At 66.4% G+C, this 23,136-nt stretch carries 24 protein-coding genes; 18 read left to right on the top strand and 6 right to left on the bottom strand.

What is annotated here, in order from left to right; genetic code table 11:
- Together G332_RS13865 and G332_RS0105770 are read right to left on the bottom strand one after the other, a co-directional pair.
- Positions 1–176 (bottom strand): DUF4372 domain-containing protein (locus G332_RS13865; RefSeq protein ID WP_156000761.1); only part of this gene is annotated, 176 nt, incomplete at its 3' end.
- A 142-nt stretch (positions 177–318) separates the two neighbouring features.
- The gene (locus G332_RS0105770) at positions 319–747 is read right to left on the bottom strand and encodes a hypothetical protein (RefSeq protein ID WP_019626053.1); all 429 of its coding nucleotides are present in this window, start codon (positions 745–747) and stop codon (positions 319–321) included.
- A 588-nt stretch (positions 748–1,335) separates the two neighbouring features.
- Between G332_RS0105770 and gspC the strand changes: the two genes are divergently transcribed.
- From gspC to G332_RS0105695, 15 genes are all read left to right on the top strand, one after another.
- On the top strand, positions 1,336–2,199 hold the full coding sequence (gene gspC / locus G332_RS0105765; RefSeq protein ID WP_019626052.1) for a type II secretion system protein GspC: 864 nt from the start codon (positions 1,336–1,338) through the stop codon (positions 2,197–2,199).
- Complete coding sequence (gene gspD, locus G332_RS0105760) at positions 2,196–4,115, top strand: type II secretion system secretin GspD (RefSeq protein WP_019626051.1); 1,920 nt, start codon at positions 2,196–2,198, stop codon at positions 4,113–4,115. Before gspC ends, gspD begins: the two co-directional genes overlap by 4 nt.
- Positions 4,116–4,163: 48 nt before the next feature.
- On the top strand, positions 4,164–5,672 hold the full coding sequence (gspE, locus tag G332_RS0105755) for a type II secretion system ATPase GspE (RefSeq protein WP_019626050.1): 1,509 nt from the start codon (positions 4,164–4,166) through the stop codon (positions 5,670–5,672).
- A gap of 168 nt (positions 5,673–5,840) precedes the next feature.
- Positions 5,841–7,067, top strand: coding sequence for a type II secretion system inner membrane protein GspF (gene gspF / locus G332_RS0105750; protein WP_019626049.1), 1,227 nt, complete (start codon positions 5,841–5,843; stop codon positions 7,065–7,067).
- Between the two features lie 2 nt (positions 7,068–7,069).
- Positions 7,070–7,540 (top strand): type II secretion system major pseudopilin GspG, encoded by a 471-nt coding sequence (gspG, locus tag G332_RS0105745; RefSeq protein ID WP_026340638.1) that lies wholly within the window; start codon positions 7,070–7,072, stop codon positions 7,538–7,540.
- 8 nt (positions 7,541–7,548) lie between these two features.
- Positions 7,549–8,127, top strand: coding sequence for a Tfp pilus assembly protein FimT/FimU (locus tag G332_RS0105740; protein WP_019626047.1), 579 nt, complete (start codon positions 7,549–7,551; stop codon positions 8,125–8,127).
- Complete coding sequence (gene gspI / locus G332_RS0105735; protein ID WP_019626046.1) at positions 8,124–8,516, top strand: type II secretion system minor pseudopilin GspI; 393 nt, start codon at positions 8,124–8,126, stop codon at positions 8,514–8,516. Before G332_RS0105740 ends, gspI begins: the two co-directional genes overlap by 4 nt.
- A complete protein-coding gene (gspJ, locus tag G332_RS0105730; RefSeq protein WP_019626045.1) occupies positions 8,503–9,156 on the top strand; it encodes a type II secretion system minor pseudopilin GspJ in 654 nt (217 codons plus the stop codon). The genes gspI and gspJ overlap by 14 nt, the downstream gene beginning before the upstream one ends.
- Entirely contained in the window at positions 9,153–9,953 is an 801-nt protein-coding gene (locus G332_RS0105725) for a general secretion pathway protein GspK (protein ID WP_019626044.1), read from the top strand. Before gspJ ends, G332_RS0105725 begins: the two co-directional genes overlap by 4 nt.
- 46 nt (positions 9,954–9,999) lie before the next feature.
- Positions 10,000–11,292 (top strand): type II secretion system protein GspL, encoded by a 1,293-nt coding sequence (gene gspL, locus G332_RS0105720; protein WP_019626043.1) that lies wholly within the window; start codon positions 10,000–10,002, stop codon positions 11,290–11,292.
- A complete protein-coding gene (gene gspM, locus G332_RS0105715; protein WP_019626042.1) occupies positions 11,289–11,789 on the top strand; it encodes a type II secretion system protein GspM in 501 nt (166 codons plus the stop codon). The genes gspL and gspM overlap by 4 nt, the downstream gene beginning before the upstream one ends.
- Position 11,790: 1 nt before the next feature.
- Positions 11,791–12,609 carry a type II secretion system protein N gene (gene gspN / locus G332_RS0105710; RefSeq protein ID WP_019626041.1) on the top strand — a complete coding sequence of 273 codons (819 nt, stop codon included), beginning with the start codon at positions 11,791–11,793 and terminating at the stop codon, positions 12,607–12,609.
- A gap of 14 nt (positions 12,610–12,623) precedes the next feature.
- Complete coding sequence (locus tag G332_RS0105705) at positions 12,624–13,289, top strand: outer membrane protein assembly factor BamD (RefSeq protein ID WP_019626040.1); 666 nt, start codon at positions 12,624–12,626, stop codon at positions 13,287–13,289.
- Positions 13,290–14,012: 723 nt separating this feature from the next.
- The gene (locus tag G332_RS0105700) at positions 14,013–15,173 is read left to right on the top strand and encodes a hypothetical protein (protein ID WP_019626038.1); all 1,161 of its coding nucleotides are present in this window, start codon (positions 14,013–14,015) and stop codon (positions 15,171–15,173) included.
- A 26-nt stretch (positions 15,174–15,199) separates the two neighbouring features.
- Positions 15,200–16,369 carry a hypothetical protein gene (locus tag G332_RS0105695; RefSeq protein ID WP_019626037.1) on the top strand — a complete coding sequence of 390 codons (1,170 nt, stop codon included), beginning with the start codon at positions 15,200–15,202 and terminating at the stop codon, positions 16,367–16,369.
- A gap of 64 nt (positions 16,370–16,433) precedes the next feature.
- Here the strand turns inward: G332_RS0105695 and G332_RS0105690 are convergent, their stop codons facing one another.
- From G332_RS0105690 to G332_RS0105675, 4 genes are all read right to left on the bottom strand, one after another.
- Positions 16,434–17,153, bottom strand: coding sequence for a 2OG-Fe(II) oxygenase (locus G332_RS0105690; RefSeq protein WP_019626036.1), 720 nt, complete (start codon positions 17,151–17,153; stop codon positions 16,434–16,436).
- Positions 17,154–17,271: 118 nt separating this feature from the next.
- The gene (locus G332_RS0105685) at positions 17,272–18,045 is read right to left on the bottom strand and encodes a molybdopterin-binding protein (RefSeq protein ID WP_231362878.1); all 774 of its coding nucleotides are present in this window, start codon (positions 18,043–18,045) and stop codon (positions 17,272–17,274) included.
- Positions 18,046–18,064: 19 nt separating this feature from the next.
- Positions 18,065–19,156: a ferrochelatase gene (gene hemH / locus G332_RS0105680; protein WP_019626034.1), complete on the bottom strand. Its 1,092-nt coding sequence runs from the start codon at positions 19,154–19,156 to the stop codon at positions 18,065–18,067.
- Positions 19,157–19,269: 113 nt separating this feature from the next.
- Positions 19,270–19,851 carry an HNH endonuclease gene (locus G332_RS0105675; RefSeq protein WP_019626033.1) on the bottom strand — a complete coding sequence of 194 codons (582 nt, stop codon included), beginning with the start codon at positions 19,849–19,851 and terminating at the stop codon, positions 19,270–19,272.
- A 342-nt stretch (positions 19,852–20,193) separates the two neighbouring features.
- On the opposite strand from G332_RS0105675, the gene G332_RS0105670 reads away from it, so the two are divergent.
- From G332_RS0105670 to G332_RS0105660, 3 genes are read left to right on the top strand one after another with little or no spacing between them, the layout of a single operon-like run.
- Entirely contained in the window at positions 20,194–21,327 is a 1,134-nt protein-coding gene (locus G332_RS0105670; protein WP_019626032.1) for an NAD(P) transhydrogenase subunit alpha, read from the top strand.
- Entirely contained in the window at positions 21,324–21,635 is a 312-nt protein-coding gene (locus G332_RS0105665; RefSeq protein ID WP_017942675.1) for an NAD(P) transhydrogenase subunit alpha, read from the top strand. Before G332_RS0105670 ends, G332_RS0105665 begins: the two co-directional genes overlap by 4 nt.
- Positions 21,632–23,020, top strand: coding sequence for an NAD(P)(+) transhydrogenase (Re/Si-specific) subunit beta (locus G332_RS0105660; protein WP_019626031.1), 1,389 nt, complete (start codon positions 21,632–21,634; stop codon positions 23,018–23,020). Before G332_RS0105665 ends, G332_RS0105660 begins: the two co-directional genes overlap by 4 nt.
- Positions 23,021–23,136: the final 116 nt, after the last annotated feature.

The raw sequence follows: 23,136 nt of genomic DNA, 5'->3' as shown, positions 1-23,136 counted from the left end.
ATATCACGCAGGCTGTGCCGCTGCCCCACATGCCCGACCACCAGCGCCAGGAACTGGCTCCAGCGGGAAAGAGCATCGCTCCGGCGCGGTCCATCCAGCTTCGTCGCCAGGCGCTCGAATTCAAGTCGTGGCACGGATTGGAGAAGCTGACGAAGTACAGTAGCATGGTAGGCCATAGCCCGATTCCTCGTTTCGATTCAACGTTTTGTGGTGAAACCATTGTATCGAAAACGGCCCAGGAATCGGGCTATCTCGTTGAATTAAGTGGGACAGCAGTGGGTCTACCTTCGAATTTCACAGGCCAGTGGGCCGTTGCGTTCAGGCCGTCTCGGCGGTGACGAGGCCGCGCTGGAGGTCGACGGTGATCCGTTGGCCCTCAATGACCGTGGCGCAGGCCAGAAGGAAGATCTCCACGAATTCGTTGCGCTCGTCCTCCGGCATCTCCGAGGAAGTGCTGGATGCATCAAAGGTGCCGAACATGGTGTCGTGGGCGCCGGCCGAGTACAGGATCAGCCGCTGCATGGCGGCCTGATCATCCGGCGCTGGCGCGGCGGTATCCAGGACCGGTTCGTCCAGCTTCTGCTTGATGGTGGAGTAGAGGTGAAACAGGTATTCCGCCGCACTCTCGCGACCGCGTCGGTCCTGCAAGGTGAAGTCGGCTTGGACCTGCTGGCCACTGCGGGCACGCAGCACGATGTGCTTCGACTCGGGCTGATCGTCGGCATACGGGTTCAGGATGTGAGCCACGGTGTCTCCAGAAAGGGATGTACAGGCTGGTGAGCCTACGAGACGGCCTGCGAGATTTCCACGGCACCGGGCGCGGGGCGTATCCCTGATGGGATGGCGCACAAGCGCTGCGGCCCATACGACCGAGGCGGCACGGTCTGTGGTAAATTTCGAGTTTGCCGGGATTGTACCGATGGCAGGGCAAGTAGAGCCGCTGATGCCATAAGGTTCCATCCGGGCCCGTACCCAGCGAAAGGGCGCGCCCCGTACGGCGGCTCATGCTGAGTGGAACCACCGGGAGACAATAGCCTGCTTCCTGGCCAGGAACCGGTTAAAGAAAGATGGATGGATGCACGCAGTCGCGCTCCGGTCGCATTTGCGTGCATTTGATGCGCGGTGACTGTCGCACAGGCATTTTGCTACAGATGGCTCGGGGCACGATTCCCGCGGCCGTTCGTGATCCACCATATACGGGCAGCACCGTTACCCGCTGCACTACGCAGCTTGCCTCGGAATACCAACGCCAGTGTGCAGATTCATCCGTGGCGCCTTGACCCGCCAACCCGAGCGGGAACCCTGCACACGAACAACGCGCACGCCCTGCTGACCATGAACCTGTTGCCCCGATTCGCGCCCACTCATCTGCCCTGGCTGCTCAGTGTCGGCCTGCTTGCGGCCAGCGCATGGGTAATCGCCGGGCTGGTGTGGACCATCGTCGCTCCGGGGCACAACCACGCGCCATACAGCGTGGAGCGCATGGATCAGACCCGTACCGAACACACACACCGGGCTGCGGAAACCGACGAGCCGGCACCATCCGGCTTTGCAAGAAGTGCGGAGTTCGCTCCGTTCGGGAGCCTCCGGGAGACCCCGTCGGGGGCGATTGAACACGCCCCCGATACGCGCCTGAGCCTCGAGCTTGTCGGGGTGCTGGCGACCGGGGATGGCGGCGGTAGTGCCATCATCTCCGCCGGCAGGTCGAATGTCGCGCTCTACCATGCCGGCGACACGATCGGGGATGAGCTGGCAACGCTGCATCAAGTGCATCCGGACCGGGTCATTCTGGAACGCGAAGGCCGACTGGAAACCCTGCGACTCCCCCGCGGCGAGGACGTGCGCGTCCGCGAGACCAGGGCTACCCCGCCCCGGCAAACCTCGGAGCCCGCCGGCCGCGTGAGCCGTGCCCGCTGGCTGGAGTCTCCGGAACGAGCCTTGAACTCTTTTCGCGCACAACCCGTAATGCGTGATGGCACACTGGCAGGGGTTCAGATTACCCCGACACGCAACCTGCGCGAGTTCCGACGCGCGGGCCTGCAGCGGGGCGACATCATCACATCGGTTCAGGGGCAGCAAATCCGCGATATTGGCGACCCTGGGCAAATCCTCGCCGGACTCGAGCATGCCGACCGGGTCCAGCTCACCGTTGAACGTGACGGGCAAACCCTGCCACTTACCATCGAGTTGACCGAATGAGTTTCCGACTGCGCCTGCTCACCCTCGCCCTGTCCCTGTTATGCGCAGCGGGGCCCGCCGCGGCGGACGAGCTGACCCTCAATCTCCGCGACACGGACATCAGCGATCTGATCGATCTCGTGTCCGAGGAAACCGGAACCAATTTCATTGTAGATTCGCGGGTGCGCGGCAACATCACGGTAGTTTCCAGCCGCCCGGTGCCCCGGGATGAGCTCATGGAACTGTTCCACGACATCCTCAAGATCCAGGGTTTCGCCGCCATCCCGGGCGAGTCATCCACCCGCATCGTGCCCGACACCCAGGGCAGGCTGGACGCCCCCTCGATCCTTGACCTCGAGGTGGAGGCCGACCCGGACTTGCGCAGCGGCAGCCTCGTGACCCACGTCATGGCACTGCGCCATGTCGCCGCTGCCCAGCTCGTGCCGATTCTGCGCCCGCTCATCCCGCAGGGTGGACACCTGGCCGCAACGGCCGGATCCAATACGCTGTTGATTGCCGATACGCGCCGCAACGTGCAACGCATCCGCAATCTGGTCGAACGCATGGACCTGCCGATGGCGGATGACTTTGAGGTCATCGAGCTCCGCCATGCGCGCGCAGGGGAAATCGCCGAGCAACTGCAGGTGCTGGCGCAGGGCGACGCCGGGGGACTCGGCCCCCCACAGGTCCTCGCCGATCACCGCAGCAACGCCATTATCCTGTCCGGACGCGACGAATCCCGCCTGCGCCTGCGCGGGCTGGTTGCCCAGCTCGACCGCGAGACGGAAGAAGTGAACGCGCGGGTGCATTACCTGAAGTATGCACGCGCCGGCGAAGTTGCAGAACTGCTGCGCAACATCGCCGAAAAAAGCCCCGAAGTGAACGGCGACATCCCAGGCGGGGGCAGCATCCATATCGAGGCCCACGAGCCTACCAATGCGGTGGTGACCTACGGACCGGGCGCGTTCCTGCGGGACTTCGACATCATCGTGGACCAGCTCGACATCCGGCGCGCACAGGTCCTGGTGGAAGCGGTGATCGCCGAGGTCTCCTCGGACCGGGTGCAGGATCTGGGCGTCCAGTGGGGAGCGCTCGGCAACAGCGGCGCCGGCATCCTCAACTTTTCCGGGGCCGGCTCAGGCGGCATCCTGGAACTCGCGGCCGGCGTGGAGGCATTCCTCGACGGGCGTGTTTCCGCCCCGCCGGGCGTCGGGGATGGCCTGACCGCAGGGGGGATAGGCTCAACCGGAAGCAGTCGGATTGCCGCTCTGATCAACCTGCTGCAACGCGACAGTTCCAGCAACATCCTGTCGACCCCCAGCCTTCTGACCCTGGACAACGAAGAGGCCGAGATTGTGGTGGGCCAGAACGTCCCCTTCGTGGTTGGCCGATCGATCGAGGACTCCGGGCAGGCCTTCGACACCATTCGGCGCGAAGATGTCGGGGTGAAGCTGCGCGTGCGTCCGCAGATCAATCAGGGCAATGCGGTCCGCCTGGAGATCGAACAAGAGGTATCGCAGCTGGCACCGGGCACATTCGGCGCCGCCGATCTGATCACCAACACCCGGACACTGAAGACCCACGTCCTGGTGGATGACGGCGACATGCTGGTGCTCGGCGGCCTGATCGAAGAACAACAAACGGACAGCCAGGCCCGCGTTCCCGGACTGGGGAGCATCCCGGCGGTGGGACAGCTCTTCCGGGCGGATCGCAACCAGACGGAAAAACGCAACCTGATGGTGTTCCTGCATCCGCGTATCGTGCGGGACCACGCGCGAGGGGCCGAGCTGACCAGCGAGAAGTACAGCTTCATCCGTGGCGAACAATTGCGCGAGCAGGCACGGACCCAGCGCCGGAGCAGCCCGACGCTGCCCGAATGGGAGCGCCTGACCCAGCTCCCGCCGAGCTTCGACGATATCTATGGCAATCGTGACTGACCTCCTGACGCAACAGCAGTCATGAACGCGCAGAGCCCTCGGGAACCCATGCAGGCAGAAGCAGATGCGCCCGAACCATCGGCGGCCGGCGCGTTTTCGGTGAGCTATTCGTTCGCCCGCCGCTTCGGGGCGGTACCGGGCGATGTGGTCGCCGGCAAGCGCCAGGTCTTCCTGCGCCAGGATGCCGACCCGCAAGGTCTGCTGGAGCTGCGCCGCCGCAGCCCCGAACCGCTCGCGCTGGAGACCGTCGATGAAAAGATCTTCGAACAGCGCCTGCACGAACGCTATGAGGCGTCCAGTTCGCGGGCGATGGAGTCGATGGAGGGGCTGGATGACCACCTCGATCTGTCCAGTGTCGCGGAGTCACTCGCCGAGCCGCAGGATCTTCTCGAGGCCGAGGATGATGCCCCGATCATCCGGCTCATCAATGCGCTGCTCACCGAGGCGGTACGCGAAAACGCATCGGACATCCACATCGAACCCTTCGAAAACCGGCTCGCTGTCCGCCTGCGTGTGGACGGCGTGCTGCGCGAAGTCCTGACGCCCCCGGCCGGCCTCGCGCCGCTGATCGTCTCGCGCATCAAGGTGATGGCACGCCTGGACATCGCCGAAAAGCGACTACCGCAGGATGGCCGCATTTCCCTGAAGGTCGCGGGACGGGCGGTGGATGTGCGCGTCTCCACCCTGCCCTCTGGCCATGGGGAGCGCGTGGTGATGCGGCTGCTGGACAAACAGGCCGGACGCCTGGATCTGACCCATCTCGGCATGGATGCGGATACCCATGCCACCTTGGAACGCGTGGTATCCCGACCGCACGGCATCGTGCTGGTGACCGGCCCGACCGGGTCCGGCAAGACCACCACGCTGTACGCCGCGCTGACCCGACTGAACGACCGTAGCCGCAACATCCTTACCGTCGAAGACCCGATCGAGTATTACCTCGACGGCATCGGGCAAACCCAGATCAACAGCCGTATCGACATGACCTTTGCCCGCGGGTTGCGAGCCATCCTGCGCCAGGACCCGGATGTCGTGATGGTCGGCGAGATCCGCGATGTCGACACCGTCCAGATCGCGGTGCAGGCGAGCCTGACCGGGCACCTGGTCTTCTCGACGCTGCATACCAACTCCGCGATTGGCGCGATTACGCGTCTGCGGGATATGGGCGTGGAACCGTTTCTGCTGGCCTCGACCTTGACCGGGGTTCTCGCCCAGCGGCTGGTAAGGGTCCTCTGCAAGGACTGCCGGGAACCGTATACGGCCTCCACCCGCGAATGCGAGCTGCTGGGGGTCGCCCCCGACTCCCCGCCCACCCTGTACCGCCCACGCGGCTGCACGACCTGCAACCAGCTGGGTTACCGGGGACGTACCGGCATCTACGAGCTGGTAGAGATCACCGAGCCGTTGCGCGCGCTCATTCACGACAACGCCAGTGAACAGGCCATGATCCGTACAGCGCGCGAGCACGGCGTCAGCCTGCGCGCCGATGCCTGCCGCCGCGTGCTGGACGGCACGACCAGCCTCGAAGAAATGCTGCGCGTCACCGAGGCGGGCTAAGCCGGATGTTGCATGCACGGCGCACGTTCTTGCTTGTCTCTTGCCCGCACCGGGGATGGGCCTCGTCCGACCGTACGACCCGGTACGGCCCCTCCCCGGAAGAGCCCCGATGCGGCCAGCATCCTGCGCGATCCGCACGCGAATCCATGAAACGTTCGGCATAGGGACATGCCCGCTTTCGAATACCAGGCGCTGGACGCCGCCGGCCGGACCCGCAAGGGCGTAACCGAAGGGGATACCGCTCGGGGCGTGCGAGCGCAGTTGCGCAGCGAAGGCCTGACCCCGCTTGCCCTGCACGAAATCGGCGCATCCACGCCGAGCTCCCGCAGCAGTCGCCGCCCCGCGGGGCGCATGACGGGCAGTGTCAGCGCGCTCGACCTGGCGCTGGCAACCCGCCAGATGGCCACACTCGCGCGCGCCGGGTTGCCCGTCGAGGAATGGCTGGCGACCGTCGCCCGCCAGTCCGAAAAGCAGAAGGTTCGCAACATCCTGAGCGCCGTGCGCACGAGGGTCATGGAGGGGCACTCCCTTGCACAAGCGCTGGGCGCATTCCCCCGCGTGTTCCCCGATATCTACCGCAGCACCGTCGCGGCCGGCGAGGCCTCCGGGCATCTGCACCTGGTACTGGAACGCCTCGCCGAATACCTCGAAAATCGTCACGCGCTGCGGCAAAAAGTCATGCTCGCCCTGATCTACCCGGTCATCCTGACCCTGGTGGCGCTGGGCGTGACCGTTGGGCTGGTGGTCTATGTCGTCCCCGAAGTGGTCCAGGTCTTCGAGGGGCTGGACCAGCAGTTGCCTGCCCTGACCCGAGTGCTGATCAGCACCAGCGATCTCCTGCGCGCCTACGGCCTGTACGCGCTGAGCATTCTGGTTGTCTTGTTGATCTTACTCACCCGCTGGCTGCGGCGGCCTGGCCCGCGCATGCAGTTCGACCGGCTGGTCCTGCGTCTTCCCCTCCTGGGCCGCCTGGTCCGGGGACTCAATACCGCCCGTTTTGCCCGCACCCTGAACATCCTGGCCGCCAGCGGCGTGTCGCTGCTGGAGGCACTGCGTACCGGGGCCGAGGTCATTGCCAGCCGGCCCATGCGCGCTGCGGTGGAGGACGCCGCGGCCAAGATTCGCGAGGGCAGCAGCATTGGCCAGGCCCTGGAGGAGACGGGATACTTCCCGCCGATCACCGTACACTTGATCCGCAGCGGCGAATCCAGCGGGCGCCTGACCGAGATGCTGGAACGGGCCGCCGAGACGCAGGAACAAGAGGTCGAAGCGCGTATCAGCGTCAGCATGGGCCTGTTCGAACCCTTGCTGATTCTGACCATGGGCGGCATCGTCCTGACCATCGTGCTCGCCATCCTGCTGCCGATCTTTGAACTCAACCAGCTGGTGAATTGAACATGCAAGCTCCCCGCTCTGCCTTTCCCGGGCGTCCCCTGTCTCGTGGCGCCCGCGGCTTTACCCTGATCGAGATCATGGTGGTGGTGGTCATCCTCGGCATCCTCGCGGCCATCGTGGTCCCGCGCGTCATGGACCGTCCGGACGACGCCCGCATCACCAAGGTCAAGCAGGATATACGCACCCTTGAAAGCGCCCTGAACCTCTACCGCCTGGACAACTTCCGCTACCCGACGACCGACCAGGGGCTGGATGCACTGGTGGAGCGACCGCGCAGCGGGCCCGAGGCCCCTCAGTATCGCCAGGGGGGCTATATGGACCGCCTGCCCAGCGACCCCTGGGGCAACCCCTACCAGTACCTGAACCCCGGGCGCCATGGCGATATCGACGTCTTCAGCTTCGGTGCCAATGGCCGCCGTGGTGGCGAGGGCATCGAAGGCGAGATCGGCAACTGGAACATGGACGAATTCTGACAACGCCCATGGCGATCCGACCCCGCCGCGCTCCCGGTTTCACCCTGATCGAGCTGCTGGTCGTGATGTTCGTGATCGGCGTCGTCGCCAGCGTCGGCGTGCTGTCGGTGAGCCAGCTGGGCAGCCGCAGCCTCGAACAAAACGCGCGCCAGCTCGCATCCCAGATCGAACTGGCCCGGGAACAGACCCTCCTGACTGGCCAGGCACTGTCCATTGGTATCGGCACCGAGGGGCTGGTCATTCTGGAACGCCAGTGGATCGACGATACCCGGGTCACCTGGATCCCCATTGAGAGCGGCCCGCTGGGACCCTACGACTTCCGGCAACACGGGCTGCAACCCCGGCTCTATGTGGACGGCCGCCGGAACGGTCTTCGCGAGTCTCCGGAGCACAACCGCATCGCCATTAACGGCAGCGGCCGGATCGAGCCCTTCGAGTTGATCCTGGAATACCCCGACGGCCGCAGCGGCTTCGTACTCCGCAGCGAACGCGACCAGCCCATCCAGGCCTTCGAGCACCCGTCCCCGTCCGACGGCGAGCCGCGCCACCTGCTGGCGCAACGTCCGGGACACCCCGACACGCCATGACAACGCCTGCCGCTGCACGCGGATTCACCCTGCTTGAGGTGCTGATTGCCCTGGTCGTGCTGGGGGTCGCCCTCGGCGCCCTCATCAAGGCGGGCAGTGAGCACGCCCGCAATACTGCGTACCTGCAGGAACGCACGCTGGCCGGCTGGGTGGCCAGCAACCTGATCGCGGACTACGAGGCCGGGCTGCGCCAGGTCGAGCCCGGTACCGAGCGCATTCGTTCGCACCTCGCCAACCGGGAGTGGGATGCCCGCGTCGAGATCACTGATACCGTCATCGACGCCCCGCTCCCGCTGCCGGCCGTGCGCCGCATCGAGGTCCGGGTCTGGCCACTGGACGGTGACCCCGACCACCCCCTCGCCCAGGCGGTCGGCTATGCGCTGCCCTGAGCGCCCGATCCATGACGTGCTCGCGATCCGCCCGGCCCGCGGTTTTACCCTGCTGGAGCTGCTGGTCGCGGTGGCGGTATTCGCCACCGTGGGGGTGCTGGCCATTGGTGGGCTGCGCGCGGTGCTGGTCGCCGACCACGCCACACAGGCACAAAGCCAGCGCCTGACGGAGCTCCAGGTTGCCCTGGCCGTACTGGAACGCGACCTGCGCCACAGCATCGCGCTACGCCCCCGGGATGGATTCGGGGACCGTCTGCCAGCCCTGCGTTACAGCCCCGTCACGGACCCGGAACAACTGGAGCTGGTGCGGGCGGGACACGGAGAACATGACCGCCTCGCACGGGTCGCCTGGCGGGTCTCGGAACGTGGGCTGGAACGGGTCACCTGGCCAGTGCTGGACGGCGCGCTGGCGGAATCCGAGCAGGTGCGGCTGTTTCTGCCAGGTGACCCGGACGCCCGGGATGAGGCTCAGGCGCTGCAAATCCGCTTCGATTTTGTCGACGGTCGCACCCGGGAGATCACGGATAGCTGGCCGCCACTGGACGCCGGCGAACGACGTCCGGCCCAGGTCGTTGTGCACCTGATTATCCCGGGGCTGGGCCCCGTCGAACGGCGTATCGCGCTGACGGGGGGCCAGTGAGGCGCGACGCATCGGGTGCCGCCCTGATCACGGCACTGCTGGTGGTTGCAATCGCCAGCGTGACGGCCGTCACCATGGCCATGCGCGACCACCAGCAGGTGTTCCGCGCGGCGACCATTCAGGACCAGGACCAGGCCAGACGCCTGACCCGGGCCGGCGAAACCGTCGCGCTCCACATGCTGGAAAACCTGGACAGCTACGACAATCTGCCATGGGAGGGTTGCAGCTCGCCCACGATCCCGCTGGAAGTTGAAGGTGTTGGCGTCCAGGCTCGCCTGGAGAACCTGCATTGCCGCTTCAACATCAACAGCCTCGCGCGGCCTGACGATCCCCCGCTGGAGGCCTTCGCCGGCCTGATCGAGCATGCCATCCGTGAGAGCGAGGCAGCGACGGGCAACGCCCGGCGCCTGGCCGTCGCCGTGCACGACTGGCTGAATCCGGAGACGGACGACCCGATCTACCGGGGGCTGGAACCGCCACGGCTGAGTGGCAACCGGCCCATGTGGCTGGCATCGGAACTGCTTCAGGTCCACGGTTTCAGTCAGGACCTCTGGTGGGCCCTGGCGCCCTATGTGGTGGCCCGACCAGGCACGGACAACGCAATCGATCTGGACCAGGCCCCGGACCCGGTCCAGGCCGCCGGGCAGAATCAGGCCACCGAGGAGGCCCCGGAGATTCGGTACTTCCGGCTGCAACTGGTTGTCCGCATCGCCGGCCGCGATTATTTTCACTGCGCGATCCTGGACGGGCCCAACGGGCGTACCATCATCCGCGAACACACGCCCTGCGAACCTTGAGGAAAAACCGGATGCCGATACACGCCACCCACTGGCTGCAACTCAGGTGAACTGGCTGCTGTTCCAGTTGCCGGAACCCGAGATGCTGGCCGCAGACACGCCGGGGCGGCTGCGCTGGCTGCGGCTACGCCGGAACGGGGCCTTCTCCGGGCAGGGCGAGGCGACGCCGGAAGAACTGCGTACCCTGATGACGCCGGACGACCGGACCATCGCGCTGCTGCCGGGAGAACGCGCGCCCCTGCATCGTGTCTTTGTACCCGGCAAGTCGAAACGAATCCGGCATCGCGCGCTGCCGTTCGCCCTGGAAGACCGCCTCAGCGAAGACCTGGAACAGCTCCGCATCGTCGCCGGCCCGCGTCACGGGGCCGAGACCACGGCCAGCGTGGCCGCCCGCCGCGACCTGAAACACTGGGAAGCCTGGCTGCACGATCAGGGCATCCATGTCGCGCATCTGATTCCGGACCTCTCGCTCCTGCGCGGCCTGAAAACGGATGACCGGGCCATCCTGCTCGCGGGGACCCAACGCAGTATCCTGCTCTCCCCGGACGCCGAACCCCTGGCGATGCCCGGCGAGGTCGCCGCCTGGTGGTTGCAACAGCACTCCGTCACATCATCTCCCGAAAACGCCCGTGGCGAGGGCCAGACCGCTCCGGACACGCCCCGGGTGATCGAACCCGGCGCCAATCCAGACCCGCGCACCCCCCTCCACCCCCCGCCCGGCTGGTCGGGGGGGGTGCTCGAGCTCCTTCTGCACGGGCTGCAATCAGGCGACACCCTGACACCCGCACTGCAGCAGACCCTGCGGAGCGCGCTCGCCTTCGACTTTGCCTCCCCCGCCACGGGTTCGCCCGCATCCTCGCTGCTGCCGCCGTCCTGGCGCGTACCCGCCGCCCTGGCGCTTGCGCTGGGCGCCCTCTGGATGGGGGCCCTGTGGCTGGAAGTGGCCCAGCTGGAACAGGAATACCGGGTAACGGAGCGCGAGATTGCCAGCCTGTTCGAGGCCACCCTGCCACAGTCGCGCATGGTTGATCCCGTCGCCCAGTTCGAGGCCCTGCTGGAACCCGGCGAAGCGGAAGCGACGACGGCCACCTCGCCCGGCCCGCTCGGCGCATCCATGGCCAGCATCATGGCGAGCCTCGCCCCGCGCGACTTGGCCCTGCAGCGGCTGCGCGGCGAGCCGGGGCGCCTGGAGCTGGAACTGGAGGGCAGTGGAATCGCGGAACTGGAACGCCTGCGCGAGGACCTGCGCGAAGCCCTGACCGCGCGTGTCCGGATCGTCTCGGCAGAGACCGGGGAACGGGGCGTCCGGGCACGCATGACCATCGAGCAAGAACCATGAAGGCCTTCTGGAACAACCTGCAAAGCCGCGAGCAACGCCTGCTACTAGCGGGCGGACTGATCCTTCTGATCGCGGCCGGGTTCCTCGGTGTGATCGAGCCCCTGCTGGACAGCCGCGAACAGGCCCGCGAACGGCTGGCCGAGGCCCGCTCGGAACTCGCCTGGATGCAAGCCAATGCCTCTGCGGCCGCGGCTGCCGCCTCCCGTGATCGCGGCTCGGCCCAGGCCGATCAACGCCCGCGCCTCGAAGGCCGCTCGCTGATCGCCCACGTGGATGCCTCCGCCCGGGCCTCCGGCCTGGGCGAGCACCTGGCGCGGGCGCGGCCGAGCGAGACCGGCGTGAACGTACACCTCGAAGCCGTGCCCTACAGCGCCCTGATGCGCTGGCTCGGCGAACTGGAGCAGGAAGACGGCGTTGTTCCGGGACGCATCCTGCTGGAACGCGTCGTCGACCCGGGGCGGGTCAATGCCGAACTCTTTCTCACCCGCGAGCCCTAGCATGAATACGGACCAGGACAACCCGGCCGCCCAACGGCAGGCGTATCGCGCGCCGTGGTTCTCGCTGGGGACCTTTTTCGTGCTCGCCCTGCTGGTCGCGCTGGTTGCGCGCCTGCCGGCCTCCGTTGCGCTGGCGGCGGCCGAACGGTGGGCCGGTTTGCCGGACAGCATCGCCTGGGAGCAGGTGCACGGGTCGGTCTGGCGGGGCAGCGTCGATGGGCTCCAGTCCCAGGTGGGGCCCATGGGGTATCTGCAGTGGGAACTCCAGCCTGGCGAATGGCTTCGTGGCGGCGTGGCCGCCGACCTCTACTGGCTCCCGCCAGGCGGAGGCGAGCTCCGCGGTGCCCTCCGGGTCGGGCCTGGCAGCCTGCAACTATCGGGGCTCGAAGGCACCCTGCCCGCAACTGCGCTGCATCAGTGGGATACCGGCATCCCGCTCGTGCTGGACGGCCACCTGCTGGCGAGCGACCTCCAACTTCGAGTCCGGCGGAACGGGTCAGTGGAGCAGGCCTCGGGACGGGTCAACTGGCAGCAAGCGGCAGCGGGCCTCCCGCGTCCCTTGCCTCTGGGCGAACAACGCGCCACTCTGCGCGACGGGGATGAGCTCCTGGGGATCGAGCTGGATGCCTCACCGGAGGCCGAACTGGGGATCACCGGCACCCTCCGCCTGGACCTGCGAACGAACCCGCCGGGCCTGGACGCTCAAGTGCGGCTGGACCCGCGCGCCCACGCCGATGACAGCATCAAGCGCCTACTCGAAAACAACCTCCGTCGTAATGAGCAGGGACGGTATCTATGGACCGCAGGATCAGCCCCGTGACACTTGAGCAATCCATGTTCGCGCCCAACAGCCACCGTCGTTCCCTTGCGCCCGTTTCGCTCGCGACCTGCGTGCTGATCGGCCTGGCCCTGACCGGGTGCGCCACGACGCCACCACAGGGGGCCGACTCCCCGCCAGCGGACGTCCGACATGCGCTGGACCGCGGGGACTGCCGCGTGGCCTACGACGCACTCGATACCGCCGATGCGCCGAGCGCGGTCGACGTCCGCCTGTCCGTCGCGCGTGTGTGTCTGCAGCGCGGGGAGTTTACGCGCACCCGCAACCTCGCTGATGCCATTCTCGAGGACCACCCGAACCACCCGGATACCGACTACGCCGCCTATTTGGGCGCCCTGGCGCAACTGGGCACCTGGAACCGCGCCACCGCCATGCCGCCGCAACAGCGCAGCGAACAGGGCCGTCAGGTCTTCCTGCGACTCGCCGCCTTCCTGAACGACTACCCCATGTCGGAATACACGGAGTCCCTCGCCCCGCGCCTCGCTCGCCTGCGCGAGAACCTGGCCGACATCGAACTCCAGATCGCCGACCAGGCCGCCGCAGCCGGCCATCAGGAAGAGGCCCGCGCACGCGCCGAATACGTCCGCGACTACTACCCCGGTACCTCCGCCGCCCGCAAAGCCGCCGACCGCCTGCAGGGGGATGCAGGGACTGACCGTTAAGGAGACGCTGATTGAATCGCACGTCCGCGTGGGTGCCCCCCAGTTTTTGGAGACAAGCGTTCCGAGACAAGACGCATCGTACAGCGGGTAGTGGTTCTACCCGCCCGTTTCTGATGGATTCGGGGCGCAACGCAGGATCGGGCCATATTCATTCAGAATCGGGGGGCCCCCACCCCCCCAGGTTTTTGAAGTAGGGGGTTTGGCGGCCGTTTTTTGATCAACAACGGGCGCGGGAACGGCGTTGCGGTTCTCCTGTAGCAGAGTGACTGCACGGCCGTCACCGCGCATTAAACGCACGCAAAAGCGACTCGAGCGCGGACGTGCGATTCAATCAGCGTCTCCTTAACCCAATTTCCGCCTCGTCCAATTACCGGCTCAAGCCACTGCTCATGCCGAACGATCCCCACTGGCACCAGCAATGGTTCCACGACGCCATCCACCTGCCGCACGCCTGGGACATCACCAACGGCCAGGCACCGTCCGCAGAAATGGGATAGAACCCCGCAAAGCCGCCGACTGCCTGCAAGGCACCGCCATCCACTGACGCCTCCCGGACGCATGCCGGCGCTCGCTGCACGGATCTCTGTACAACGACCACGCGCTGGACAGGCACTTCAACAAAAATAGAAGGGGTTAATAAGCACATCCTGATGGATGCATTACGATCGCGCCGCCCCGCGGCCTTCACCCGGCGCGATCACCTGTTACCGGAGCCCTGTTCCCATGCCCAGCTCGCGTTCTTTCGTGGCCCTGCTGGCCCTGGTCCTGAGTCTCGCTTCCTTCCATGTCCACGCCGATGTCGGCGACGACCTGCAGGCACTGGTCGCGGACCTCCGCAGCTTCAACGAAGACCTCGGATCTTTCTCAATCAGTGCGACCCGGGACTGTACGCAACTGGGCACCCTGAATACCTCAGTCGCGGATTACATCAACAGTCTGGAGCGGATCCACGCCCAGCTGCGCACGCCGTTTGCCCTGCGGCCGGACGATCTGGCGTCCCTGGACGAGCTCGCGACCCTGGCCACGGATTCGGCGAGCGAGACCCTGCGCCTGGCCACGGAACTGCAGGACATCGAAGACGTCCAGGACCTGCTCCGGTACCGCACCGCCCTCACCGCGATGCTCCAGCTGTCGGACGACATCGGCACCATGGCCGATCGCATCATCGAGATGGCCGACCGCATTCTGGTCATGGCGGACAACATCGGGCTGATGGCCGATCGCATCCTCGCGACCCAGCGCCTGCAGAACACCAACATCGCGCTCACCCAGCAGGCCATGCTGTCCACGCAGGAGGGTCTGATCGCCCTGCAGACCAGTGTGTCGACCATCGCCTACAACACCACCCTCGGGACCATGGTGGACGACAGCCAGGTGCTGGCCGATGCGATGGACGCGGTAACCCTGACCGAACACAACATGGCGGATGAACTGGCCGCTCTTGAAGGAATGACCGCTGCGGTCGCCCACCACGCCGCGGACCTGATCAGTGCGGTCAACGAAGACAGCCAGGCCGCAAGCCACTACATCGATGGCGATACGCTGACTTGGCTCGGCGATCTTTCCTGGATCCACCGTGCGCTGGGCGACGCCCTAGAGGAGCACGCGACACAGGTCGACCGCCTGGCCCCGGTAACGGACAACGCAGTACTCGGCGACGCCACCGCCAGCATGCTGCGCCTGACCCGCGACATCGGGCGGATGTCCAACCGCATCCTGCAGATGAGCGACCGGATCATTGTGATGGCCGACAACATCGGGCTGATGGCCGATCGCATCGTCGAGACCCAGAACCTGCAACAGTCCAATCTCATCATGACCCGTGAATCGCTGCTGACCGCCCAGTCCCTGACCCTTGCGGCCATGCGCGACAGCGGCCTCTGATCGATCCGTCTCCCGGAGAACAAGCCATGTCCGCACTCCGCCTGCACCGTATCCTGGCGTTCCTGCTCCTGGTCAGCGTCGGGCTGGCCCACGGCCCGGCGCGCGCCGACCTCGCCGCCGACCTGCAAGCACTCAACGGCGGGGCCATCGCCCTGAACAATCAGCTGGCGATGGTCAACCTCGCCGCCGGCGTCACCTGCCCGGCCCTGCTGGAGGCCAACCAGTCCGCACGCGACCTGGTCAACGGCATCACGGCCATCAACGCGGGCCTGGCCGCACCACTGAGCGTGGACGCCGCCACCATGGAGGCCCTCGACGACCTGTTCGATAACGGTCTTGCGCTCGCCAACGAGGCCCTGCTCCTGTCCCTGCGCCTCGACCACCTCGGCGCGGTTGGCGACGACATCACCCTTGTCATCAGTATCGCGGCGATGCTGCAGCTTTCGAACGACATCGGCACCATGGCCGACCGCATCGGCGAAATGGCGGACAACATCCTGGTGATGGCCGACAATATCGGCGAAATGGCGGACCGGATCCTGGTGACCCAGGATCTGCAATCGCGGAACGTCGCCCTGACCATGGACTCCATCCTGCAGACCCGGAACAACATCCTGGCCGTGGTCTCGGTGATGGAGGACGCCAGCTACGCGGCGGAGTTGAGTCAGCTGGTAATGGAGGGTGGCCGCCTCTCCGTGCGCATGCGGGCCGTGATGTTCCGCCCGTGGCGCATGGACCGCCAGCTCCGGTCGATCGTTGATGACGTACAGGACTTCCAGGCCGACGTGATCAGCCTCCGCCACGCGATCAACGCGGCCGCGAAGGACAACCAGGTCCACCTCGGCCCCAGGGTATTCATGGAGCTGGGCAGCCTGTCGCTGATGATGCAATCGCTGACCACCGCCCTGGACGGCTACGTCATCGCCATCAACGGACTCGCGCCGATGACCTCCGACCCGACGCTGGCCCGGTCCATGGACAGCATATTGGAGCTATCGGCCGATATCGGTCTGATGGCCAACCGCATCCTCGAGATGTCAGGACAGATCCTGGCGATGGCGGACAATATCGGCACACAGGCGGACCTAATCCTGGATACCCAGCAGGCGATGAACATGAACATCGCCGCCAGCCAGGCCTCCATCCTCGCTGCCCAGGAGTGGGCGGTCGGCATCATCGAGGCACGCGACCTCTAAGCACGCAGGGCCCGACAGCACGCGATACACGCCATGCCCAGCGGCAGCAAACAGGCCCGGACGTTCAGAAGCGGTCGAGGCTGGCGAGCGGGCCCGAGAGATCGCGCACGCGCATCCAGGAGGCGATGCTGGCGCGCCAGCGACGGGTGGGCAGTACCGCGTGCGGCACGCTCTGGCTGAGGAACATCACCAGCGTGCCGGCCGTGGGCTGGATGCGCTGGCATTCGCGGTCCGCAGTGTCATGGATCGCGAGCTGGCCGCCATCCTGCTCGCGCCAGTCGCGGTTCAGGTAGAACACCAGCGACAGCCGGCGGCAGTTGCCGGCCTGGAAGGCATCCACATGCCGGGCGTAATGGGTGCCGGGCGGGTACAGGGCAAAGTGCGATTCGGTCTCGAACAGGCCCGGGATCAGCGTGCGGCTCACCTGCAGCCGAATTTCTTCCAGGCGAGCCATGAACGCCTGCTGGGCCGGACTGGCGCCATCCAGCCAGTGGATCCAGTCGCCGCGGGTAGCCCCGTCCCGGTGGCGGTCGCCACCCCGGCCAATGCGCGCCTGCGCCAGCTGCGCGGCATCGCGCAGAGCGTAGACCTCGTCGTGCAGCGCATCGACCGTATCCGCCGGTATGAAGTCGGGCCATACGCACCGCTGATCACGCGCCAGCGCATCCAGCCAGCCCTCCGGCTCGCGGGCCTCGGGAACCGGGGGGTCAAGGACCGCCGGTGCGCGGGGCGGAAGCGTATCGGAAAAGTCCGGCCATTCGGGGCCGGGAACGGGCAGATTCACGGGCGGGGTCTTCCATTCGGGCCGCCGAAGCGGCACACAGGCGGGTGCCTGCAAGGCAGCAATATACCTCGCCCGGGCCGGCGCGCAAGCACTTTCGACGGGATCTGCTCGAACCGCGTCAGTGGCTCAGAAAACCGCCCGCGATCAGGTGCTGGCGCAGGGCCGCCTGCCCCTCGGTCACGCGGGCGCGGGGCCCGCGCAGGCCCAGCTCGACCTGCGGGGCGTTGCGGTCCATGCGCGGCAGGCAGGAGATGCGCAGATCGGGGAAGGCCGCCTCCATCGCCTCGAGGATGGGGACCAGGCGGCTTTCGGTGACGTTCTCCAGGCGCAGGGTTTCCTCGACGGCGCCGGCGGCGGCGTCGCGGTCGGGAAAACGCTGCTCCAGGACCCAGCGGGCCATCGGCTCGGCCATCACCGGGAAGCCGGGCACACAGTGGTGGCGTTCGCAGCTGAACCCGGGGATGCCGTTGACCGGGTTCGGGATCAGGCTCGCGCTCTCCGGGAGCTCGGCCATGCGCACGCGGTGCGGCCACGCATCGGCGCCGAAGCGCTCCTCGAGCAGGGCCATGAAGTCAGGATGCGGCGCCAGCGGGCGCCCCAGGGCCTCGGCCAGGCAGGCGCGAGTGCGGTCGTCGGGCGTCGCGCCGATGCCACCAAAGCTGAACACCTCGGCGCCGCTTACCAGGGTCTCGCGGAAGGTCTGCGTCAGGCGCCCGGCGTGGTCCCCGACGATGCGGACCCAGGCGAGTTCGAGGCCCTTCTCGGCAAGCGCCTCGGTCAGATGGGCTTGATGGCGGTCGCGGCGCTTGCCGCTCAGGAGTTCGTCGCCAATGATCACGGCGCCGATCTCCACCGCATCCGCATCCCGTTCGACCATCACGGGTCCGTCCATCGCCCCGGTCTGCGCCACGTTACTGTTTGGCGCCCAGCGCGAGCGCGCGCTCGCGGGCGGCGGCGCGCGCCTCGGGGGCATTGTCCGGATCGTTGAGCCACGGCGTCAGGTGCTGGCGCAGCAGCCCGGCCAGGAAATCGAGGTGATCCGCGCGGTCGTTCAGGGCCGGGATGTAGTGGAAGCGTTCGCCACCGGCTTCCTGGAAGATTTCGCGATTCTCGTCGCCGATCTCCTCGATGGTCTCAAGGCAGTCGGCGGAGAAGCCGGGGCAGATCACGTCCACCGAGCGCACGCCCTGCCCCGGCAGGGCCTCCATGGTCTTGTCGGTGTAGGGCTGCAGCCACTCCTCGCGCCCGAAGCGCGACTGGAAGGTGACCTGCCACTGGTCTTCGTTCAGCCCCAGGGCCTGCGCCAGCTTGTGCCCGGTAGCGTGGCACAGGCAGTGGTAGGGGTCACCCTGCAGCAGGTAGCGCCTGGGGATACCGTGGAAGGACATCACCAGGCGCTCGGCCTGGCCGTGTTCCTGCCAGTGCTCGCGCACGCTGCTGGCCAGCGCCTCGATGTAGCCGGGCTGGGCATCGTAGGCGGCAATGAACTGCAGATCCGGCACCCAGCGCCAGCCCTTGAGCACGTCGGCCACGGCATCGAAGGTGGAGCCGTTGGTGCTGGCCGAGTACTGCGGATAAAGCGGCAGCACCACCACGCGGCGCACGCCCTGGCGGCGCAGCTCGTCCAGCCCCGCGGCGATCGACGGGTTGCCGTAGCGCATACCCAGCGCGACCGGGACCTCACCGACCTGTTCGGCCAGGCGCTGGCGCACACCCTCGGCCTGGCGCTTCGAGATCGCCAGCAGCGGCGAACCTTCGTCGGTCCAGACGGTGGCGTACTTGGCGGCCGAGCGCTTCGGACGGATGTTGAGGATGATGCCGTTGAGGATCAGCCACCAGATCGGGCGCGGGACCTCGACCACGCGCGGATCCCAGAGAAACTCCTTCAGGTAGCGGCGCAGGGCGGGCGCGGTGGGTTCGTCCGGCGTGCCGAGGTTGGTCAGCAATACGCCGACGCCGCGCGCCTGGCCGTGACGATAATCCGCTTCTCCGAAGTACTTCATGGTGCTCCTTGCCGACACGAGGGGACGCTGACTCCCTGTCGGAGTAGCGCAGCGCCATTTGGTTCAGCGGTCAAGGATAGCGCGGCGGCGGCCCGGGGGCAGCCAGCGCCGGTTCAGCCCAGACGGCCGCGCAGGGGGCTGGTGCGCGGGAAGTGCGCCTGCAGGAACTCCATCTGGTCGGCCAGCACGCGTTTGCCCTTGAGGAAGATGTATTCGGCGTGGGTTGGCGTGAACGGGATCGCGAGCAGCTGCATCCCGGCCTCTTCCGGCGTGAATCCGGCCTTGTGGTTGTTGCAGCGCTTGCAGGCGGTGACGACGTTGGTCCAGGTGTCGGAGCCATTCTGGCTGATCGGCGTCACATGATCGCGGGACAGCTCATGTTCGGGAAAACGGTGGCCACAGTAGAGACAAAGGTGGGCATCGCGGCGAAACAGGGTGGCGTTGTTCAGCGGGGGGATATAGTCGCTGCGGTGGGACTGGCGAGTGCCGAAGGTTGCGATGATCGAGTTGACCTCAACCCGGGACTGCTGCCCGGTGCGGGCGTTGATGCCGCCGCGCATGCGATAAAGCGGGCTGCCACAGGTGTAGGCCACCTGCCCGGTGTAGTAGAGGCGAACGGCCTGCTCCGGGCCGATCCACTCCAGCGGCATACCCGCGGCATCCGTGCGCAGGACTTGATGCTCGGTCGGTATCATGACCTCGTCCCGTCTCAAGGAAACACGGATTTGCTCACACGGACCGCGAATGAACAAATCCATGCCCCCTCAGGGAGACACTGCAAGAAAAAACAATAAACAGCCTTCGAGAACAACGCAATTACAACGCCATGACACGTGGTGTCGTAAGCTGCGCGGGTTTGCGAACACCGTCCGGCACGCCGGACACGGTTTAAGCACGAGGCCGATTCCGCTAAACTCGCGGGTCGTTTTTTGTGCGGCACAGCCGGATCACGTGTGCCGTATCCGATTTCACCACCCGCGAGCGCGGCTGATCGTCCCGCCACGAATACGGGCACGCTCGGCCCGGGGAGAGAGTGCATGGCAATCAAATTATCCGTTCCCAAGGAGTCCGCCAGCGGCGAACGTCGCGTGGCCCTGGATCCGACGGTTGCGGCCAAGTTCAGTGACATGGGCGTTACCGTGCAACTGGAGAAGGGTGCCGGTTCCGCAGCCCATTTCCCGGACGCCGCCTACGAAAAGGCGACCGTGGTCGACACCGACACCGCTTACGGCCAGTCGGACCTGATGGTCCGCGTGGCCCCGCCGACGGTAGAAGAAGTGAACCAGCTGCCGGAGGGCTCGACCGTGGTCAGCCTGTTCCACGCCCACCGCAATCCGGACGTAGTCAAGGCAATGCAGGAGCGCAAGATTCTGAGCTTCGCAATGGAGCTGATCCCGCGCATCTCGCGCGCCCAGAGCATGGACGTGCTGTCCTCGCAGGCGGCCGTGGTCGGCTACAAGGGCGCGATCATGGGTTCGGATCTGTCCTGCCGCTTCTTCCCGATGCTGACGACCGCGGCCGGCACCATCCGCCCGGCCAAGGTTGTCGTGATCGGCGCCGGCGTGGCCGGGCTGCAGGCGATCGCCACGGCCAAGCGCCTGGGCGCGATGGTCGAGGCCTACGACGTGCGCTCTGCGACCAAGGAGCAGGTCGAGTCGCTGGGGGCGAAGTTCCTCGATCTGGGGGTCTCCGCCGAGGGCGAAGGCGGCTATGCCCGCGAACTGACGGCGGAAGAAAAGAAGCAGCAGCAAGAGGCGCTGGGCGCGTTCATCGCCAAGGCCGACGTGCTGATCACCACCGCCGCGATCCCCGGTCGCGACGCGCCGAAACTGGTCCCGAAGGATATGGTCGAGGGCATGAAACCGGGCGCGGTCATCATCGACCTGGCGGCCGAGGGCGGCGGCAACTGCGAGCTGTCCGAACCCGGCGCGACCCGCGAACATCAGGGCGTGGTGGTCCATGCGCCGCTGAACGTTCCCTCGCAGGTCCCGCTGCATGCCTCCGAGATGTATGCCAAGAACCTGCTCAATTTCCTCACGCCGATGATCGCCGAGGGCGGCGAGTTCAAGCCCGACTGGGATGACGAAGTCATCGCCAAGAGCGTGCTGACCCGCGACGGCGAGATCGTGCACGAGGCCACCCGCGAGGCCCTGAAGGGAGCGAACTCATGATCATTGAAGGCTTTATCGCGCTGTACATTTTCATGCTCGCGGCCTTCACCGGCTACGAGATCATCTCCAAGGTGCCGGTCATCCTGCACACCCCGCTGATGTCCGGTTCCAACTTCGTCCACGGCATCGTGCTGGTCGGGACCATGGTTGCGCTGGGCCACGCCACGACCCCGCTGGAACAGGCCATCGGCTTTGTCGCCGTGATCCTGGCCGCGGGCAACGCCGTGGGTGGCTACGTCGTCACCGAACGCATGCTGGAGATGTTCAAGACCAGCAAGAAGGACGACAAGAAGGGAGATAACGCATGAGCCTGATCATCAACCTCGCCTATTTTGCGGCGGCGGTACTGTTCATCGTCGGCCTCAAGCAGATGTCCTCGCCGACCACCGCGCGGCCGGGCATCATCTGGGCCGGCGTGGGCATGGTGATCGCCACGCTGGTCACGTTCGTGCATCCGGAGATCTCCGGCGGCGTGAACTACACCCTGATCATCCTGGGTATCGCCATCGGCGGCGCGCTGGCCTGGTGGAGCGGCAAGAAGGTCGCGATGACCGACATGCCGCAAATGATCGCGCTGTACAACGGTATGGGTGGTGGCGCCGCGGCCGGTATCGGTGCGATCTACCTGCTGCAGGCCACCCCGGAAACCGTGAGCAACACCGGCCTGGCGATCGCCGTGACCGGCTCGCTGATCGGCTCGGTGGCCTTCTCCGGCTCGCTGGTGGCCTACGCCAAGCTGGAAGGTCTGATGAAGAAGACCTTCACCTTCGGCGGCCAGCAGATCGTGAACATCGCGATCTTCGCCATCACCGTGATCCTGGGCCTGATGCTGGCCACCGGCGGCGGCGAGATCGGTTCGGCCACCCTGCTGCTGTTCTTCATCCTGGCGCTGGCCTTCGGCATCCTGATGACGCTGCCGATCGGCGGCGCTGACATGCCGGTGGTGATCTCGCTGTACAACGCCCTGACCGGCCTGGCGGTCGGTCTGAAGGGCATCGTGCTGGACAACCCGGCGCTGATGATCGCCGGTATCGTGGTCGGCGCGGCCGGTACGCTGCTGACGCAGCTGATGGCCAAGGCAATGAACCGCCCGATCAAGAACATCCTGTTCAGCCAGTTCGGCGGCTCCGCCGGCGGCGGCGAGGAAGAGATCGAAGGCACCATGAAGGAGATCCAGGCCAACGACGCCGGGATCATGATGGCCTACGCCGAGAAGGTCATTATCGTGCCGGGCTACGGCATGGCCGTCGCACAGGCGCAGCACAAGATCTGGGAATTCACCCAGCTGCTGCAGAAGCGCGGCGTGGACGTGAAGTTCGCGATCCACCCGGTCGCGGGCCGCATGCCCGGGCACATGAACGTGCTGCTGGCCGAGGCCGGCGTGCCCTACGACATCATCTTCGATCTCGACGAGATCAACGAGGAGTTCAAGACCGCGGATGTCGCGATGGTGATCGGCGCGAACGACGTCGTGAACCCGGTGGCCCGGACCAATCCGGAATCGCCGATCTACGGCATGCCAATCCTGAACGCCGACCAGGCCCAGAACGTCATCTGCGTGAAGCGCGGCAAGGGCGCGGGTTTCTCGGGTATCGAGAACCACCTGTTCTATGCCGACAACAACCAGATGCTGTACGGAGACGGCCAGAAGGTCGCCGCCGAACTGGTGGCCTCGGTCAAGGCCCTCGGCTAGCTCGACCTGCGTGGCCGCTGGCCGGCCACGCCTGCAAGACCCGGTTCCGCTCAGCGCGGCCCGGGTCTTTTTTTGTGCGCGCGCGACCCCGCTGCCCGCGCCGGCCCGGCACGCTT

The organism is Thioalkalivibrio sp. ALJT (genome assembly GCF_000381825.1).
Classification (GTDB): domain Bacteria; phylum Pseudomonadota; class Gammaproteobacteria; order Ectothiorhodospirales; family Ectothiorhodospiraceae; genus Thioalkalivibrio.
The sequence above is the reverse complement of the archived record's forward strand: the minus strand, read 5'-3'. Positions and strand labels throughout refer to the sequence as shown.

Coding starts and splice junctions, on each gene's coding strand:
- G332_RS0105700 (WP_019626038.1), top strand. CDS start 14,013: ATGCCCAGCTCGCGTTCTTTCGTGGCCCTGCTGGCCCTGGTCCTGAGT.
- G332_RS0105685 (WP_231362878.1), bottom strand. CDS start 18,045: ATGGACGGACCCGTGATGGTCGAACGGGATGCGGATGCGGTGGAGATC.
- gspN (WP_019626041.1), top strand. CDS start 11,791: ATGAATACGGACCAGGACAACCCGGCCGCCCAACGGCAGGCGTATCGC.
- hemH (WP_019626034.1), bottom strand. CDS start 19,156: ATGAAGTACTTCGGAGAAGCGGATTATCGTCACGGCCAGGCGCGCGGC.
- gspF (WP_019626049.1), top strand. CDS start 5,841: ATGCCCGCTTTCGAATACCAGGCGCTGGACGCCGCCGGCCGGACCCGC.
- gspG (WP_026340638.1), top strand. CDS start 7,070: ATGCAAGCTCCCCGCTCTGCCTTTCCCGGGCGTCCCCTGTCTCGTGGC.
- G332_RS0105670 (WP_019626032.1), top strand. CDS start 20,194: ATGGCAATCAAATTATCCGTTCCCAAGGAGTCCGCCAGCGGCGAACGT.
- G332_RS0105675 (WP_019626033.1), bottom strand. CDS start 19,851: ATGATACCGACCGAGCATCAAGTCCTGCGCACGGATGCCGCGGGTATG.
- G332_RS0105660 (WP_019626031.1), top strand. CDS start 21,632: ATGAGCCTGATCATCAACCTCGCCTATTTTGCGGCGGCGGTACTGTTC.
- gspI (WP_019626046.1), top strand. CDS start 8,124: ATGACAACGCCTGCCGCTGCACGCGGATTCACCCTGCTTGAGGTGCTG.
- G332_RS0105705 (WP_019626040.1), top strand. CDS start 12,624: ATGTTCGCGCCCAACAGCCACCGTCGTTCCCTTGCGCCCGTTTCGCTC.
- gspE (WP_019626050.1), top strand. CDS start 4,164: ATGCAGGCAGAAGCAGATGCGCCCGAACCATCGGCGGCCGGCGCGTTT.
- gspC (WP_019626052.1), top strand. CDS start 1,336: ATGAACCTGTTGCCCCGATTCGCGCCCACTCATCTGCCCTGGCTGCTC.
- gspJ (WP_019626045.1), top strand. CDS start 8,503: ATGCGCTGCCCTGAGCGCCCGATCCATGACGTGCTCGCGATCCGCCCG.
- G332_RS0105695 (WP_019626037.1), top strand. CDS start 15,200: ATGTCCGCACTCCGCCTGCACCGTATCCTGGCGTTCCTGCTCCTGGTC.
- gspD (WP_019626051.1), top strand. CDS start 2,196: ATGAGTTTCCGACTGCGCCTGCTCACCCTCGCCCTGTCCCTGTTATGC.
- G332_RS0105740 (WP_019626047.1), top strand. CDS start 7,549: ATGGCGATCCGACCCCGCCGCGCTCCCGGTTTCACCCTGATCGAGCTG.
- G332_RS0105665 (WP_017942675.1), top strand. CDS start 21,324: ATGATCATTGAAGGCTTTATCGCGCTGTACATTTTCATGCTCGCGGCC.
- gspM (WP_019626042.1), top strand. CDS start 11,289: ATGAAGGCCTTCTGGAACAACCTGCAAAGCCGCGAGCAACGCCTGCTA.